At 56.9% G+C, this 16,934-nt stretch carries 17 protein-coding genes; 6 read left to right on the top strand and 11 right to left on the bottom strand.

Going from position 1 to position 16,934, the window contains the following annotated elements:
* Positions 1-4 precede the first annotated feature (4 nt).
* Positions 5-628: a glutathione S-transferase family protein gene (locus tag K6L24_RS20820; protein WP_222681797.1), complete on the top strand. Its 624-nt coding sequence runs from the start codon at positions 5-7 to the stop codon at positions 626-628.
* A 36-nt stretch (positions 629-664) separates the two neighbouring features.
* Here the strand turns inward: K6L24_RS20820 and K6L24_RS20815 are convergent, their stop codons facing one another.
* Entirely contained in the window at positions 665-2,116 is a 1,452-nt protein-coding gene (locus K6L24_RS20815) for an aminotransferase-like domain-containing protein (RefSeq protein ID WP_062746845.1), read from the bottom strand.
* Between the two features lie 137 nt (positions 2,117-2,253).
* Here K6L24_RS20815 and K6L24_RS20810 point away from each other — a divergent pair, with 137 nt between their 5' ends.
* Positions 2,254-2,841, top strand: a complete 588-nt coding sequence (locus tag K6L24_RS20810; RefSeq protein WP_062746843.1) for a LysE family translocator — start codon at positions 2,254-2,256, stop codon at positions 2,839-2,841.
* Positions 2,842-2,881: 40 nt separating this feature from the next.
* On the opposite strand, the gene mqo is transcribed toward K6L24_RS20810, so the two are convergent.
* Together mqo and K6L24_RS20800 are read right to left on the bottom strand one after the other, a co-directional pair.
* On the bottom strand, positions 2,882-4,480 hold the full coding sequence (mqo, locus tag K6L24_RS20805; RefSeq protein ID WP_072277470.1) for a malate dehydrogenase (quinone): 1,599 nt from the start codon (positions 4,478-4,480) through the stop codon (positions 2,882-2,884).
* Positions 4,481-4,768: 288 nt separating this feature from the next.
* Positions 4,769-5,224 carry a carboxymuconolactone decarboxylase family protein gene (locus K6L24_RS20800; protein ID WP_222681796.1) on the bottom strand — a complete coding sequence of 152 codons (456 nt, stop codon included), beginning with the start codon at positions 5,222-5,224 and terminating at the stop codon, positions 4,769-4,771.
* Between the two features lie 59 nt (positions 5,225-5,283).
* Between K6L24_RS20800 and pdxR the strand changes: the two genes are divergently transcribed.
* Positions 5,284-6,711, top strand: coding sequence for a MocR-like pyridoxine biosynthesis transcription factor PdxR (gene pdxR / locus K6L24_RS20795; protein WP_062746835.1), 1,428 nt, complete (start codon positions 5,284-5,286; stop codon positions 6,709-6,711).
* Positions 6,712-6,742: 31 nt separating this feature from the next.
* Here pdxR and tpiA read toward each other — a convergent pair whose 3' ends face one another.
* Positions 6,743-7,510 (bottom strand): triose-phosphate isomerase, encoded by a 768-nt coding sequence (tpiA, locus tag K6L24_RS20790; RefSeq protein WP_062746833.1) that lies wholly within the window; start codon positions 7,508-7,510, stop codon positions 6,743-6,745.
* A 118-nt stretch (positions 7,511-7,628) separates the two neighbouring features.
* Positions 7,629-8,222 carry a YiiQ family protein gene (locus tag K6L24_RS20785; RefSeq protein WP_062746831.1) on the bottom strand — a complete coding sequence of 198 codons (594 nt, stop codon included), beginning with the start codon at positions 8,220-8,222 and terminating at the stop codon, positions 7,629-7,631.
* Between the two features lie 91 nt (positions 8,223-8,313).
* On the opposite strand from K6L24_RS20785, the gene K6L24_RS20780 reads away from it, so the two are divergent.
* Positions 8,314-8,757: a DUF805 domain-containing protein gene (locus K6L24_RS20780; RefSeq protein WP_062746828.1), complete on the top strand. Its 444-nt coding sequence runs from the start codon at positions 8,314-8,316 to the stop codon at positions 8,755-8,757.
* Here K6L24_RS20780 and fpr read toward each other — a convergent pair.
* The gene (gene fpr, locus K6L24_RS20775) at positions 8,748-9,494 is read right to left on the bottom strand and encodes a ferredoxin--NADP(+) reductase (RefSeq protein ID WP_137269643.1); all 747 of its coding nucleotides are present in this window, start codon (positions 9,492-9,494) and stop codon (positions 8,748-8,750) included. The genes K6L24_RS20780 and fpr overlap by 10 nt on opposite strands.
* A 309-nt stretch (positions 9,495-9,803) precedes the next feature.
* Between fpr and emrD the strand changes: the two genes are divergently transcribed.
* Positions 9,804-10,982, top strand: coding sequence for a multidrug efflux MFS transporter EmrD (gene emrD / locus K6L24_RS20770; RefSeq protein ID WP_187510318.1), 1,179 nt, complete (start codon positions 9,804-9,806; stop codon positions 10,980-10,982).
* A 75-nt stretch (positions 10,983-11,057) separates the two neighbouring features.
* Here the strand turns inward: emrD and glpX are convergent, their stop codons facing one another.
* From glpX to K6L24_RS20755, 3 genes are all read right to left on the bottom strand, one after another.
* Positions 11,058-12,068: a class II fructose-bisphosphatase gene (gene glpX / locus K6L24_RS20765; RefSeq protein WP_062746821.1), complete on the bottom strand. Its 1,011-nt coding sequence runs from the start codon at positions 12,066-12,068 to the stop codon at positions 11,058-11,060.
* A gap of 97 nt (positions 12,069-12,165) precedes the next feature.
* Positions 12,166-13,680 (bottom strand): glycerol kinase GlpK, encoded by a 1,515-nt coding sequence (gene glpK, locus K6L24_RS20760; protein WP_062746819.1) that lies wholly within the window; start codon positions 13,678-13,680, stop codon positions 12,166-12,168.
* A 33-nt stretch (positions 13,681-13,713) separates the two neighbouring features.
* Entirely contained in the window at positions 13,714-14,556 is an 843-nt protein-coding gene (locus tag K6L24_RS20755; RefSeq protein WP_222681795.1) for an MIP/aquaporin family protein, read from the bottom strand.
* Between the two features lie 446 nt (positions 14,557-15,002).
* Between K6L24_RS20755 and zapB the strand changes: the two genes are divergently transcribed.
* Positions 15,003-15,242, top strand: a complete 240-nt coding sequence (gene zapB, locus K6L24_RS20750) for a cell division protein ZapB (RefSeq protein WP_062746814.1) — start codon at positions 15,003-15,005, stop codon at positions 15,240-15,242.
* Between the two features lie 75 nt (positions 15,243-15,317).
* Here zapB and rraA read toward each other — a convergent pair whose 3' ends face one another.
* Positions 15,318-15,803 (bottom strand): ribonuclease E activity regulator RraA, encoded by a 486-nt coding sequence (rraA, locus tag K6L24_RS20745; RefSeq protein WP_062746810.1) that lies wholly within the window; start codon positions 15,801-15,803, stop codon positions 15,318-15,320.
* Between the two features lie 106 nt (positions 15,804-15,909).
* Positions 15,910-16,836, bottom strand: a complete 927-nt coding sequence (locus K6L24_RS20740; RefSeq protein ID WP_187510316.1) for a 1,4-dihydroxy-2-naphthoate polyprenyltransferase — start codon at positions 16,834-16,836, stop codon at positions 15,910-15,912.
* Positions 16,837-16,934: the final 98 nt, after the last annotated feature.

Here is a 16,934-nt window from a genome sequence, read left to right as displayed (position 1 = left end):
TTTTATGCTGAAAATATTGGGTCGTGCGTCATCTATTAATGTCAGAAAAGTGCTGTGGCTCTGCGATGAGCTGGCAATCTCCTTCCGGCGTGAGGAGTGGGGCGACGGTTTTAAGTCGCCGCAGGACGCTGAATTTAAGGCAATGAATCCGAATGCGCTGATCCCGGTTATCCAGGACGGCGACTTTATCCTGTGGGAATCGAACACCATTATTCGCTACCTGGCCAATGCGTACGGTGGGGAAGCGCTGTACCCCACGACACCTCAGCGGCGTGCGCGCGTCGACCAGTGGATTGACTGGCAGGCCACAGAGCTGAACACGGCCTGGCGCTACGCATTTATGTCACTGGTACGCCACTCCCCGGCTCACCAGGATCCGCGCCTGCTCGCTGCCGCCACTAAAGGCTGGACGTACACCATGGGCATCCTTAACCAGCAGCTTGAGCGCACCGGCGCGTATGTGGCTGGGGAGTCATTCTCACTGGCGGATATTCCCATTGGCCTGTCGGTGAACCGCTGGTTTGAAACGCCGCTCGACCACGCGGATTTTCCCGCTGTACGCGCCTACTATGAACGTCTGACCGGACGCAAAGGGTATGCGACCTGGGGTCGCAACGGTACCCCTTAGCCCCGCATGGAATGACCCTTTGTGGGCATCCCGCCCTTACATTCCGGCGGCAATCCCGCTCATTTCGCAGGCCACCGCGCCGGTACGCTTCAGTGCCCAGGTATAGCGCTCGTCAAACGGGTAACAGCAGGAGAGCCGCAGCGCGTGGTTGCAGCGTTCGGACAGCGTATAGAGGGCGCCGGGCGTCAGGCAGATCTTCTCCTGCAGCAGGCGATGGAACAGTTCCAGAGTATCAACGTTGCCCGGCAGTTCGACCCAGAAGACAAAGCCGCCGCTGGGCCGGGTAGCGCGTGTCCCCTGCGGGAAATGGCGGGCAATAATACCACGCGCCTCTTCGAGCTGCGCGGCGTAACGACGGCGCAGCGAGCGCAGATGATGGTCATAGCCGCCCGATTCAAGAAAATGCCCCAGCGCTTCCGACAGCAGCCGCGACTCTGCCAGAGAAGAGACGGCCTTCAGCCGTGCCAGCTGCTGGCTGAAGCGCCCGGCGGCAATCCAGCCGAGATGGAAGTCAGGCGCGACGGTTTTGGTGAAGCTGGTGCAGTACATTACCCAGCCGTCTTCATCAAAGGCTTTCACTGCCGGGGTCAGCGGCCAGCAAAACTGCAGCTCACTGTACAGGCCATCCTCCAGCAGCGGCACCTGATAATGGTTTACCAGGCGCGCCAGCCGCTTTTTCCCTTCCAGCGTCATGCTGCTGCCCAGGGGGTTCTGCGCATTCGGCATGGCAATCAGCGCCTGGATGCGCTTCTCCTGTAGCAGCAGCTCAAGCGCATCCAGCGACAGCCCGAACTGCGGATCGGTCGGGATCTCCACCACTTTCAGGCCCAGGCTGGCCAGCAGGGGGAACAGGTAAAAATAAGTGGGTGTCTCCACGCCGACGCAGTCGCCGGGCCGGGTGACGGCGCGCAGGCCCAGTTGAAGGGCCTCCATACAGCCGTGCGTGAGGGTGACATCTTCAGCGCTGAGGCTCATGCCCAACGCCATCGATCGGCGGGCAATTTCACGCCGCAGGCGCAGGCTGCCCGGTGGCAGAGCGTAGCGGCCAATCAGATCGGGCTCACGTCGCATCAGCGAGGCGATAATCCGGCTGATTTTCGCCGTCGGGAAGAAGTCTCCGCTCTGCGGGCAGGCCAGGGAGATATTGGTGTACTCACTGTGGTTCTGGGCGGCGAACACCGTATCAATCAGATCGAGCTTTTCGCTACTGGGGGAGCGGACGCCGGTGGGCTGAAATGCCTGCCGCGTCAGTGACGGCAGCGTATCGCGCACATAATAACCAGACTGAGGGCGGGCTTCGATCAGGCCGCGATCTTCAAGAATACCGTAGGCGGTCAGGACGGTATTCACGCTGACCTGATGGCTGCTGGCACAGCGGCGGATCGCCGGAAGACGACTGCCGGGCATAAAGGTCCCCTGATGGATGGCCTCTGCCAGCGTTTCTGCCAGCTGATGATAGAGCGTAGCCTGCGGTTCAATGGTGGACACAATATCCTCCTTAACTCATGGGTACAGTTATCGTTTATTCATTATTGTACTCATTACAATAACTCGTTTCTGCATCTGTTACCATTGAGGAGGGCTGATTACACTGAGGGCCTCACTTGAAATGCAGGACAAAAATCATGCTTGATCCCTCTTTTATCAGCTATGTGACCGTGATGTCGATTACCCCTGGCCCGAACAATCTGATGCTGGCGACCTCCGGGGTAAATTTTGGCATCCGCCGCACGCTGCCGATGGTCAGCGGCATTCTGATCGGGTGTGGCTTACAGACGGTGCTGGCGGGGGTCATGCTTGAACTGCTACTGCAGTGGATGGGGGCGATGCGTCTTCCGCTGACCCTGCTGGGCTGCACCTATCTGCTGTGGCTGTCGTGGAAGATCTTCCGTTCCGGTGCGCCGGAGCTGCGTGAGAAAGCGCGACCAATGACGATGATCGGCGGCGCACTCTTCCAGGCGGTGAATCCGAAAGCCTGGCTGATGGCGATAAACGTCGCACTGATGTACACGGTGAACAGCACAATCCTCACGGTGATGCTGAGTTTTATGGTGCTGAATCTGCCCTGCATCCTGATCTGGGCAATGATGGGCGATCGGCTGGGGAAACATTTACAGGTGGCGTGGAAACTCCAGCTGTTCAACACCCTGATGGCGCTATCACTGCTGGCTACGACGTTGTGGATGCTGGTGGAAGCGTTTCAGGTGGCATAAAACGCAGGGCCGATCGCAACGTGCAATCGGCCCTGGCGCTTTATTTACCGACCACGGAATCCACTACAACGACGGGTTCGTCATTGGCGGCCGGGTTCATTGGCGCATAGTCCAGCTGCAGTATCCGGCTGGTTTCAGCCAGCTCGCGCTCGGTGGCCGCGACATTACCGTTCAGTCGCTGGCCGTAAAACGGAATGATCGCCTTCAGCTTGCTCTGCCATTCCGGGGACTGCATCTGCTGCCTGAAAACCTTGCTCATCAGATCGAGCATAATTGGCGCGGCGGTTGAGGCGCCGGGTGAGGCACCCAGCAGGGCAGAGATGGTGCCGTCCTGCGAGGTGACCACTTCGGTACCCAGCTTCAGTACGCCGCCTTTATTCGCATCCTTCTGAATAATCTGCACGCGCTGTCCGGCTTTCACCCGCCGCCAGTCCGCTTTTTGGGCTTCCGGGAAGTATTCACGCACGGCGTTCATGCGGTCATCCTCATTCAGCATCACCTGGCCCACCAGATACTTCACCAGATCGAAGTTATCGAGGCCCACACGGACCATCGGCATCAGATTCGACGGCGTGATGGATCCGAACATATCCCACAGCGAGCCCTGCTTAAGGAACTTGGTTGAGAAGGTAGCAAACGGCCCGAACAGCAGCACCTGTTTGCCGTCCAGCGTGCGGGAATCCAGGTGCGGCACCGACATCGGCGGCGCGCCGACGGACGCTTTACCGTACACCTTCGCGTGGTGACGCTGTACCACCTCTGGATTATCGGTAACCAGGAATTCGCCGCCGACCGGGAACCCCGCGTAGTTTTTCGCCTCGGGGATGCCGGATGCCTGCAACAGCGTCAGCGCTGCTCCGCCGGCACCGATAAACACGTATTTCGCCCTGATGACGGTTTTCTCATCGTGATTTTTCAGGTCGGTTACGGTAATGCTCCAGCTGCCGTCGTCGTTGCGCCTGATGGCCCGTACTTCGTGTCGGGTCTGGCGCTCAAAATTTGGGCTCTTTTCGAGGGAGGCGACCAGTTGGCGGGTGATTTCACCGAAATTGACATCGGTGCCGGTTGGAATGCGTGTTGCCGCCACTTTCTGCGTGGTGTCACGCCCTTCCATTACCAGCGGCACCCACTCTCTGACCTGCGCAGGGTCTTCTGAAAACTCCATGCCGCGGAACAGGGTGCTTTGCTGCAGGGCGGTAAAGCGTTTCTTCAGGAAGTTAACGTTATCCTCGCCCCAGACGAAGCTCATATGCGCCACGCTGGTGACAAAGCTGCGCGGATTGCGCAGGACATTACGCTGTACCTGGTGGGCCCAGAAGCGGCGGGAAATCTGAAATGCTTCGTTGATTTCGACCGCTTTCTTAATATCGACAGAGCCGTCGGCATTTTCCGGGGTGTAGTTCAGCTCCATCAGGGCTGAGTGGCCCGTACCGGCGTTGTTCCAGCCGTTTGAACTCTCTTCTGCCACCCCATCCAGACGTTCTACCATGCCGATACGCCAGTCTGGCTCAAGCTCTTGCAGGTAGGTACCGAGTGTGGCGCTCATCACGCCACCGCCAATCAGTAATACATCGACGTGCTTCTCTACTGCCATTTTGCGCATGAGACAACATCTCCGTGTGATAAAGGAAATCAACATGTTAAGTAGAGAGGCAGGGCTGAATTGTTGTTCCCCGTCTGACTGCTTTGCCCTGATAAGGATTGCTGACAGTCAAAAAACCACACCAACCGAATGTGTTTAATTGCTGTTCAAAAGCGTCGGAAAATATAGCATTGTTACGGGGTAATTAAAAAAGTGTTTAAAGATTAAAAATGAGAATGATAGGTCTTATAAAATAAGTAACATTTATACGGGCCGTTGAACGGCCCATGATGGCAGGGGATAAAACATCGGAATGTGTTGGCTAACTGACTGAACTGCCTGGTATTAATCTCGCGGAGCGCTGTCGGGTAACTTACGCAGGCCAATGGCCAGTCGGTTGTAAGCATTCATCAGACCAATGGCAATGCTCAGGTCAGTCACTTCTGCATCGCTAAATTCTGCTTGCACCTGAGCAAAAACCTCATCAGGCGCATTGGTCTGTGCAATCAGCGTTAGCGATTCGGCCCAGGCAAGTGCGGCCTGTTCACGGAGGCTGAACCACTGACCGGCTTCACGCCAGACCTGAGTCAGCACAATTTTGTCCCACGGCAGGCCGGCTTTGTGTAACGCTTTGGTATGCATATTGATACAGTATGCACAGCCATTAATCTGTGAGACGCGCAGAAAGGCTAACTCGACGATGTCATGCGGCAGACCGCTCTTTGCCACAACGCTGCCGACGCCTGCCAGTGCTTTCATGCCTGCCGGTGAAGCTGAGTAAAAGTCGATACGTTCGCTCATGGTCTTATCCTTTTATCGGGGTTGGACTTTATTTTCCTTCGTTTTATGGGCTGTCGAAAGTGCCAGGAATTCACAAAAACATTGGTCCATCTGTTTCCGGTATTCTGCTGCGGCGAGATACCGGTCGCTCGCTGAGCGAACAGATACGCGAGGAAATAACCCGGGCGATTGACGAAGGTCGTCTGAAACCCGGTGCGCGGGTGCCTTCCTGCCGGGATCTGGCCGCCCAGCTTGGCGTGGCACGCGGCACGGTACGGGTGGCCTACGACATGCTGGTGGACAGCCAGTTGCTGGTGGCAAAAGGGGCTGCGGGGACCTGGGTCAGCGATGTTCAGCGACCGCGGGGTGCTACCCAACCGCCGGATACGGCCGTAGTGGCACCGCTTGCCGCCATTGTTCACGCGTTCGATCATCCCCCGCTGACCTTCCAGATGGGAGTGCCTGCCAGCGATGCTTTTCCGGCAAAAGTCTGGTCGCGGATTCTGACGCGTCACGCCCGGGAAATGGTCAGTAAACCCGTTGGCTATCCCGATCCGCGCGGGAGCCTGGCGCTACGTCAGCAGCTGGTCAGCTATCTGTCGATGGCGCGCGGTATTCGTTGCCAGGCTTCGCAGGTGATCCTCACTAACGGCTATGCGGGGGCGCTGGGACTGATTTGTCTGGCACTGGGTTTACACGGGCAGCGGGTATGGATGGAAGACCCGGGTTATCTGTTGGCCCGTAACGCCCTGACGCTGGCGGGTGTGGAAACGGTTCCCGTCCCGGTCGATGAACAGGGGCTGTGTGTGGAGCAGGGGATACACCTTGCGAAAGAGGCGGCCGGCGTACTGGTGACGCCCGGTCAGCAGGCACCATTGGGGATGACGCTGTCGCTGGATCGGCGTGCCGCTCTGCTGGCGTGGGCAAAACGGCAGGGCAGCTGGATCATTGAGGATGACTATCTCGGCGAACTTCAGCTGGAGGGGCGGGCGGCACCGGCGCTGGCGGCGCTGGATAGCGGGCGTGTCCTGCATATCGGTACTTTCAGTAAAACCCTCAGTCCCTCCCTGCGTCTGGGGTATCTGGTGGTGCCGGCAGACAGGGCGGCACATTTTGGTGAAGCGGCCGCGCTGCTGGCGCCGGCCTCATCCTTCGTGCTGCAAAACGCGGTGGCTGAATTTCTTCATGAAGGCCATTTCATGCGTCATCTGCGCCGTATGAAACGGCTTTATAACGAGCGGCTGCTGGAATTGCTGGCAGCGCTTAAACCCTTTTTTCCGCAGGCCACCCGTGCCGCACTGGCTGTGATCATCATACTGCCGGAAGGCTGCCAGGATACGCGTATCGCCCATGAAGCGCTGGCGTATGATATGGCACCGACACCGCTTTCAGTGTGGTATCAGGATGGCGTTCGTCGGGGGTTGGTACTGAGTGTGACAACGTTGCCACGGGAAGGGTTTACCGGAAGTGCGCAGCGCCTGAAAGCCTTAGTTGATGCGTTTGGTTGAATCCTGCCCCGTGAGGGGCAGGAGGCGATCATCAGGCTTTTTTCGCTGCGGCAGCAGCTTTAACGATCACGGCGAAAGCATCCGCTTTCAGTGATGCGCCGCCCACCAGGGCACCGTCGATATCCGGCTGAGCAAACAGCTCTGCAGCATTCTTGTCGTTCACTGAACCGCCGTACTGGATGATAACCTGAGCAGCTACCGTCGCGTCTTTCCTGGCAATGTGGTCACGGATAAATTTATGCACGGCCTGAGCCTGAGCCGGGGTGGCTGATTTGCCGGTACCGATGGCCCAAACCGGTTCATACGCCACGACAACACCGTTGAAGGCATCAGCACCTTGGGTGTTCAGCACGGCGTCGATCTGGCGAGCGCACACTTCTTCCGTTTTACCCGCTTCGTTTTCCGCTTCGGTTTCACCGATGCACAGCACTGGGATCAGACCCGCTGCTTTCAGCACAGCAAATTTCTTCGCGATCAGCTCATCGCTTTCAGCGTGGTAAGTACGGCGCTCAGAGTGACCAATGATGATGTACTGTGCACCCAGATCTTTCAGCATGTCAGCAGAGACTTCACCGGTGAATGCGCCAGACAGGTTGACGTCGACATTCTGCGCACCCAGTGCGATATGGCTACCGGAAATGGCATGTTTCGCCTGATCCAGATACATCACAGGCGGAGCAATCGCCACACCACAACCATCAACACCGCTCAACTCGGTACGCAGACCGGCGATCAGTTCGTTGACCATGTGTTTGTTGCCGTTCAGTTTCCAGTTACCCATAACTAATGGATGTCGCATTGTATCCTCCACGCTTAGAGAGTATTAAAGCTGCCAGCAGGCAGCATTGTCTGCCAGACAGTATAGAGATCAAACACCGGAAAGGCTTTGCTTTTCGTCATCCTTTGGGTCTGTCATCTCAGGGGTTACTTAACGCCAGTTTCAACGGTTCCACAGCAAATGTTAATCCTTTATCGCCGTTATCGGCCACGATGTAACGCAGCGCCCCTTCGGTTTGCTGATAAAAGCGCGACCCTTTACCTTTGGCCAGCAGTTCCTCGGCCCGTTTCATGCTCTGTTCGTCACTGAGCATCGGTTCAAAGAAGCGGATAAGTGCGGCGATATAGGCTACCGCTTTGTCGCGTGACGGTTTCTGTTCGGGGCCAGGGATCGGGAGCCAGGTAATCTGCAAGGTTTTGATTTTACCTGTTCCCTGTTCCAGCGCGGTCGATGAATAAAGATTTTCGTTGATCTTGCTGGCAGCACGCGTCAGATTGCTTTTATCATCACGACTGTCAATGGCGCGATATTCACTTAATGGTAACGTTGTATTGGCAGCATTATACTTTTCGCGAAACTGACCGATAGTCATATCAAAGGTCGGGGCGCCTGCCTGCAGATAGGGCGCGGCAGGAAGATGCTCGGTACGGTTCTGTGGATCGGGACTGGCGTGTGCCGCAGGGAATATCATGGCGGATAGCAGTGCCATCCCTGCCCAAATCGCGTTCTTCATATCATTGGCCCTAACCTGTAAACTCAGCCCAAGATTAAAACGGACAATGACCCGCAAAGTCAAAGGGCACCCGGACTCTGAGATAAAAATAATGACGTTACAGCAATGGTGTTTCTCTTTTCGTGGCCGTCTGGGTCGGCGGGATTTTTGGATCTGGCAGGCAGCCTGGATTTTAATGCTGGTGCTGCTGTTCACTCTGGCGGGCAACGGCTGGCTGGATACCCAGACGGCAGCCTTCTGTGTCGTGGCCCTGCTGTGGCCTGCGAGTGCGGTGCTGGTTAAGCGGCTGCATGACCGCAACAAAGGCGGCCAGTGGGCGCTGCTGTTTATTCTGGCCTGGATGCTGATGGCGGGACACTGGACGATGCTGCCCGGTGATCTGCAGTGGGTGGTGGGGCGTTTTATTCCCACGCTGATCCTGGTGAGTATGCTGGTCGAACTGGGAGGATTTACCGGAACGGTGGGGGATAACCGCTTTGGTAAAGCGACGCAGCCGGTTGTTTTCCTGCGTCGCCGGGCCTCTGACTACCAGTAATGTTCGCTGGTCATATGCCCGGGTTTGCGTTTCAGATGCTTACGCATTCCCCGGGTCTCCTTTAGCACCTGCTGCGTATCACGTACCATCTGCGGGTTACCGCACAGCATGACATGACTGCTATCCGCATCCATCGTTAAGCCGGTGGCGGCTTCCAGCTCACCACTTTCAATCAGCGCGGGGATCCTGCCGGTGAGCGATCCGGGACTCTCTTCGCGGCTGACGACGGTCTGGATCTGCAATTTCCCGCTGTAGCGCTGCTGCAATGCCTGCATCAGCGGCAGGTAGCTCAGATCCTGTGCGTAACGCGCGGCATGAAGCAGAACGATATTGTTAAAGCGTTCCAGCCCTTTCCCTTCCTGCAGAATGGACAGATACGGGCCAATGGCAGTGCCGGTTGCCAGCATCCACAGCGTTTCACACTGTGGAACCTCATCGATGACAAAGAAACCCTGCGCATCCTGAGTGATCATCACCTCGTCGCCGGGTTTCAGTGCGTGCAGTCTCGGGCTGAGTTTCCCTTCCGGTACGGTGACCAGATAGAACTCCAGATTCTCATTGCTGGGCGCGTTCACAAAGGAATAGGCGCGCACGACACGTTCACCGTCAATTTCCAGCGCCAGCTTGGCATATTGCCCGGCAGTGAAGGGATCGACGGGTGCCGTCACCGTCAGACTGAATAGCGCGTCTGTCCAGTCGGTAACCTGTTTAACACGGGCATTGACCCATACGGCCATAACAAACTCCTTTCTTCGCTTACAACAGTATTCGCGTCTCTGGGGCTATCTTCCCCACCCGCCGGCCTTTTTTCCAGCCTGGCGGGCCGGTCAGAGCTCATATCGACAAAGTATGCGCACTATTTAAACGTAGCGTAAAAATTGTTTTACAGCTGCGCCCGTAATTAGTGACAGTGACGTATGGGTTATTTCACGGTCGCCTCTCGCTTTGCCACACAATCCTGATATTTTCATCTACATAATGCTGGCCTGGCTGGCAAATCCTCTTACCGATGCGAAATTCTTCGCACTTTATACTGATGTGAACCGATGAAAAAGATTGAGAATGGCCACCTGCTGGTGATGCTGATTGCCCTGCTGGCGGTGGGTCAGATGGCCCAGACTATTTATGTTCCGGCAATGTCGGCAATCGCGGAAGTTTTTCATGTCCGCGATGGCGCGGTACAGCGCGTGATGGCCGCCTATCTGATGACCTATGGCGCATCGCAGCTGTTTTATGGCCCGCTGTCGGACAGCATCGGCCGTCGCCCGGTGATCCTGATGGGGATGGCGGTATTTATCATTGGATCGCTGACCGCACTGTTTGCGGTCAGCCTGAACGGTCTGGTGCTGGGAGCCGCGATCCAGGGGATGGGAACCGGCGTCGCTGGCGTAATGGCCCGTACCATGCCCCGTGACCTGTATGCCGGTAGTGCGCTGCGCCATGCCAACAGCCTGCTCAATATGGGCATACTGATCAGCCCGCTGATTGCCCCCCTCATTGGGGCAGGGCTGACGCATCTGTTTGGCTGGCAGGCCTGTTTCGCCTTTTTACTACTGCTGTGCCTGGCCGTTACGGCAGCGATGCTACGCTGGCTGCCTGAAACCCGGCCAGCGGGCCAACAGAAACGGCCGTTCTTTTCCCGCTATCGTCCCCTGCTGGCCGACAGCAGTTTTATCCGTTATCTGGTGATCCTCATAGGGGCACTGGCTGGCATTGCGGTATTTGAGGCCAGCTGCGGCGTGCTGATGGGGGGCGTGCTCGGCTACAGCAGCCTGGCGGTCAGCGTGCTGTTTATTCTGCCTCTGCCTGCGGCCTTCTTCGGTGCCTGGTTTGCCGGGCGCAGTGAGAAACCTTTTAACACCGTGATGTGGTACGCAGTGAACAGCTGCCTGCTGGCGGGTGTCATGATGTGGATCCCTGGCTGGCTTGGGGTCATGAACCTGTGGACGCTGATAGTGCCTGCCTCGCTGTTTTTCTTTGGGGCTGGCATGCTGTTTCCGCTGGCGACCACGGGCGCAATGGAGCCCTGGCCCTATATGGCGGGCACCGCCGGGGCCCTGGTGGGGGGCTTACAGAATCTGGGTTCCGGGCTGATTGCCTGGCTGTCAGCCCTCCTGCCGCAAACCGGGCAGTTCAGCCTCGGGATGCTGATGTTTGCCACCGCGCTGCTGATCCTGCTGTGCTGGCTACCGCTCTCGAAGCGACCGCAGGCACACGCGGTATAAATCGGGCATCGCCTGCCGGGTTGTCATTCGATCTGGCAGGCAATGCCTTTTTTCTGCCCGTCCTGCCCCGGACGGTTATAAAATATACTGATGCAGGCTCGGGTCTTTCAGATCAAGGTAGTGAATGGACTGAATACGGCGAATAGTGCGTGATTTTCCCCGGATCAGCAGCGTTTCAGTCGTGGCCATATTGCCCTGGCGGGTGATGCCCTTTAACAGATCGCCACTGGTGATGCCGGTGGCAGAGAAGACGACGTTGTCGTTACGCGCCATCTGCTCCAGCGTCAGGACCTGGCCCGCCTCAATCCCCATTGCCCGGCAGCGCGCCAGCTCTTCTTCACCCAGACGACGATTGTCCGGTGTATCCCCTTTCACTTCGTGGCGCGCCAGCAGCCGGGCCTGCATATCACCATCCAGTGCCCGGATCACCGCCGCAGACACCACGCCTTCTGGTGCTCCGCCGGTGCCGTACATTACGTCCACTTCGCTGTCCGGCATGCAGGTGAGGATCGAGGCGGCCACATCGCCGTCCGGGAAGGTGAAGACGCGCACGCCAAGCTGTTGCAGGCTGGCAATCACCGCATCGTGGCGCGGCTTCGCCAGCAGCGTCACCGTCAGCGCCGTCAGGGGCTTGTTGAGGGCAGCGGCGACCCGGACCAGGTTCTCTTCCAGCGGCAGGTTGAGGTCGATAGTGCCTTTGGCTCCCGGCCCCACCACCAGTTTTTCCATGTACATATCCGGGGCATTGAGGAAGGTGCCTTTGTCACCCACCGCCATCACCGCCAGCGCATTGGCCTGGCCCAGCGCCGTCATGCGGGTTCCTTCGATGGGATCGACCGCAATATCGACGGCATCGCCGTTACCCGTGCCGACTTTCTCACCGATATACAGCATCGGTGCTTCATCAATTTCCCCTTCGCCAATCACGATCTGACCGTCAATATCCACTTTGTTAAGCATAATGCGCATAGCGTGAACGGCCGCGCCGTCTGCGGCATTTTTATCGCCGCGCCCCAGCCATTTATAGCCAGCCAGTGCCGCCGCTTCGGTTACGCGGGAAAATTCAATCGCCAGTTCTCGTTTCATGACATGCCTCGGGAAAGTAATGAGGCGGGAAGTTTATCACAGCGAGCGGAGGGGGGAAGGGAGATACCCGTGGTCAGGCGACCACGGGTTGGGGCGTTTACTTGTCGTCAGCCTCTTCCCATGCCTGCGCACGGGCAACTGCTTTCTTCCAGCCAGCGTACAGCACATTACGCTGGGTGGTTTCGATGCTTGGGCGGAATTCACGCTCGATCACCGACTTGGCACGGACTTCATCCAGATCTTTCCAGAAGCCCACCGCCAGGCCCGCCAGGTAGGCAGAACCCAGCGCGGTGACTTCACGAACTTCAGGACGCTCAACGCGTGCGCCCAGGATGTCCGACTGGAACTGCATCAGGAAGTTGTTGGCCACGGCCCCGCCGTCCACGCGCAGCGACTGCAGGCGGGTGTTGGCGTCGTTCTGCATTGCTTCCAGCACGTCACGCGTCTGATAGGCGATGGACTCCAGGGTGGCGCGGATAATGTGGTTGGCATTGGCACCACGGGTCAGGCCGAAGATAGCGCCACGGGCATACGGATCCCAGTAGGGAGCGCCCAGACCGGTGAACGCCGGCACCATATAGACACCGTTGGTGTCTTTCACTTTGGTGGCGAAGTATTCCGAATCTGTAGAGTCGTTGATCAGCTTCATCTCGTCACGCAGCCACTGAATCGATGCGCCGCCGATAAACACCGCACCTTCCAGTGCATAGTTCACTTCACCACGCGGGCCGCAGGCAATGGTGGTCAGCAGGCCGTGTGTGGAGGTGACGGCTTCGGTACCGGTGTTCATCAACATAAAGCAGCCAGTGCCGTAGGTGTTCTTCGCCATACCCGGCTGGACGCAGAGCTGGCCATACAGGGCCGCCTGCTGGTCACCGGCAATACCTGCGATTGGAATACGTGTGCCGCCTTTACCACCAATGTTGGTCTGGCCATACACCTCAGAAGACGACTTCACTTCAGGCAACATTTCACGCGGGATATCGAGGATCTCCAGCATGCGCTGATCCCACTCGAGTTTATGAATGTTAAACATCATGGTGCGTGAAGCGTTGGTGTAATCGGTAATGTGAACCCGTCCCTGCGTCATCTTCCACACCAGCCAGGAGTCGACGGTACCGAACAGCAGCTCACCACGGCGTGCGCGTTCACGGGAGCCTTCCACGTGATCGAGGATCCATTTCACTTTGGTACCGGAGAAGTACGGGTTAATCACCAGCCCGGTTGTGTGGCGGATATACTCTTCCAGGCCTTCTCTTTTCAGTTTGGCGCAGTAGTCAGCGGTGCGCGGATCCTGCCAGACAATGGCGTTATAAATCGGCTTACCGGTCTCTTTATCCCAGACAATGGTGGTTTCACGCTGGTTGGTGATGCCAATGGCGGCAATCTCGTCAGAGTTGATATCCGCATGGGCCAGCACTTCGACCAGGGTGGAGCTTTGCGACGCCCAGATATCCATCGGGTCATGCTCAACCCAGCCAGCTTTCGGATAAATTTGCTGGAACTCACGCTGCGACACCGCGACGATATTGGAGTCATGATCCAGAATCACGGCGCGGGAGCTGGTGGTTCCCTGGTCGAGAGCGACGATATATTTTTTTTCTACGGTCATAATCAATTCCTGATAATAAACAGTGAGCAGGAGTTACGCTTTACGCTGTGCGGCACGCGGTGCTGATTTTTCCTGTTTCTCCACAACCTTGCCGGGAAGGTTGTTGGCAATCAGGACACGGTAGCCAAAGGCGCCGAGGCTTGCACCGACCAGCGGGCCAAAAATCGGAACAAGGAAGTAAGGAATATCGCGGGCCCCGGTGAAGGCAACATTACCCCAGCCAGCCAGCCAGGCGAATAGTTTTGGTCCGAAATCACGCGCCGGGTTAAGGGCGAAGCCGGTCAGTGGACCCATTGCGGCCCCGATAATCGCGATCAGGAAACCGATCAGCAGCGGGGCCATCGGGCCACGCGGCAGGCCGTTACCGTCATCGGTCAGCGCCATAATCAGCGCCATCATGATCGCGGTGATCACCATTTCGACAAGGAAGGCCTGGCCTACGCCGATATGGGGGTTAGGGTAGGTGGAGAAGATACCTGCAAGGTCGAGGCTTTCCACGCTGCCGCGCACCATATGATGTGTCTGTTCGTAGTCGAGGAAAAGGTTATGGTACAGGGCATAAACCAGCGCAGCGGAGCAGAATGCGCCAGCAACCTGAGCGATGGCGTAAGGCAACACCTTACGGCCTTCGAAGTTGGCGAACAGCCAGAGGGCAACACTGACGGCGGGATTGAGGTGCGCCCCGGAAATACCGGCGGTGAGATACACGGCCATTGCCACGGCAAGACCCCAGACAATGCTGATTTCCCACAGGCCGAAGCTGGCTCCGGCGACTTTCATGGCGGCGACACAGCCAGCACCAAAAAAGATGATCGTGGCAGTGCCGAGAAACTCAGCGATGCACTGCCCTTTAAGCGTGCTTGTAGCATGACTCATGATGAAATTCCTGAAGGCGAGGTTAATTGTCAACGGTCTTAGTTTTGTTTCATCCGTGAACCAGCCCAATCTTATGTAGGGCTGATGTGAATTTATCGTTAACGAGCATAAACGAGAAATAGCGAACTCAATATTTGTGTTCTGTGTCATAAAAATGAGCGTTTTCGCGTCTTTTGGCCTTCCGAAAACCCCCAGATGCGCGTTTAATCGCGTATGAAATGTTCAATTTTTTAACCCACCCCTTACAATCCGCCCTCACAGGTGTTGCGTAAACCAGGTATAGGCTGAAAATTGTTACAGACTGCGCCCTGTAAAGGTTCGTTGCTGGACTTGAGCTGTCGCTCTACTTACAATCGAAGCATCGTTGTTATCCGCGGAATGCCGGTTCATTCCTCACCCCTGCGGCTAGCATCATCAACGCGCTGCGATTAGGAGAGGTTACAGACATGTCATTTGAAGTATTCGAGAAACTGGAAGCAAAAGTGCAGCAGGCGATTGATACCATCACGCTGTTGCAGATGGAAATCGAAGAGCTTAAAGAACAAAACGGTCATCTGAACCAGCAGGTTCAGCAGGCAGCCGGCAGCAGCGATGCGCTGGTACGTGAAAATCAGCAGTTGAAGGAAGAACAGCATGTCTGGCAGGAGCGTCTGCGGGCTTTGCTGGGAAAAATGGAAGAGGTGTAATGCTGCGCCTGGCGTAAAAAGCAGGAAGCAAGCAGAAAACGGGTGCCGAAGGCACCCCTTTTTTGGTGTTCGTTTTTATTCGATGTCGAGCGGATCTTCCGAGAGGATCATACCGGTGTTATCGGCATAAAGATGGTCGCCGGAAAAGAAGGTCACACCGCCAAAGTTCACCCGCACGTCGCTCTCGCCAATGCCTTCACCCGCGGCACCCGCAGGAATGGCGGCGATGGCCTGGATACCGATGTCCAGCTCTTCCAGATCGTCAACCTGACGCACAGAACCATACACCACAATGCCTTCCCACTCGTTTTGCAGCGCGATCCTGGCCAGCGCAGCATCCACCAGCGCACGGCGTACCGAACCGCCACCGTCCACCAGTAACACGCGGCCACGGCCGTTCTCCTCCAGCAAATCATAGAGCAGCCCGTTGTCCTCGAAACATTTTACCGTGGTGATTTGCCCGCCAAACGAGGTGCGCCCACCAAAGTTTGAGAAAAGCGGTTCAACGACATTCACATCTTCATGATAGATGTCGCACAGTTCTGACGTATCGTATTTCATAGGGGTTTCGTCTGTTTGCCACAGGGGAGGTAAGTATATCGCTTAAAGGGGGCTGTTGGCAAAATCATCAATTGTTAAAAGTTGCGATGGGTCAAGCACATCGCGTTTAACTGAGCAGCAGTCCTGCCGCGAAAAGCACATTGATTAACAGCGCCAATTTAACGGTTTTTTCCAGCATTGGACGCATAGCCAGCGCGCTGGTTTCACGCAAAATATAACGCCCCTGCTGCCAGAGAAGCGGCGTTGCCAGCAGGAACAGCCAGCCCGGCAGACGCAGCCCGGCAACGCTGCTGTAGATCGCGAAGCAGGCCAGAGCGGTCAGCAACAACCCGGCATGGTAATGCCGTGCACGCCGCGCGCCCAGACGTACGGCCAGGGTGAACTTACCATTCTCCCGGTCACTGTCGATATCACGCAAATTATTCACGTTAAGCACTGCTGTCGCCAGCAAACCACAGCCAGTGGCGGGAAGCAGCAGCAGTATATCGAGCTGGTGGGTCTGCAGGTAGTTGCTGCCAGTGACGCCCAGCCAGCCAAAGAAGATCATTACTGACAGGTCTCCCAGCCCAAGATAACCGTAGGGCTTTTTCCCCACGGTATAGGCGATGGCAGCGACCATTGCCAGCGCGCCCATCACTACAAATCCAACAATGTCGGCGGGTGACTGGCATGCCCGCAGGATCAGCAGCAGGCCACTGGCGGTGGTCACTGCGACGGTCAGTAGCAGGGCGATACGCATCTGTGCCTGACTGATCGCCCCTTTCTGCATTCCGCGCAACGGACCAATACGCTGAGGGGTATCGCTACCTTTCAACGCATCACCGTAGTCATTGGCCAGGTTAGAAAGGATCTGCAGCAGAATGGTGGTCAGCAATGCCAGCAGGGCAATGGCGGGATCAAAATGCCCCTGATGCCAGGCCAGCGCACTACCGGTAATAATGGAAGCACAGGCCAGCGGCAGCGTGCGCAGACGCAAACTTTCCAGCCAGGCCCGGGGCATTGAGAGTGAGGAAACCCGTTGGCTATGTTCCATAACAGATAGCGTCTCCGATCGGCTTCAGGTGGCGTGTGGCCGGTGCCAGCACGATATCTGCATTATGGTAGGGTGCTTTCCTGCGACAGGTGTTAATC

Source organism: Erwinia persicina, assembly GCF_019844095.1.
In the GTDB taxonomy this organism is placed as follows: Bacteria; Pseudomonadota; Gammaproteobacteria; order Enterobacterales; family Enterobacteriaceae; genus Erwinia; species Erwinia persicina.
Note: the sequence above shows the minus strand (reverse complement) of the source record. Positions and strands in the feature narration are given on the sequence as shown.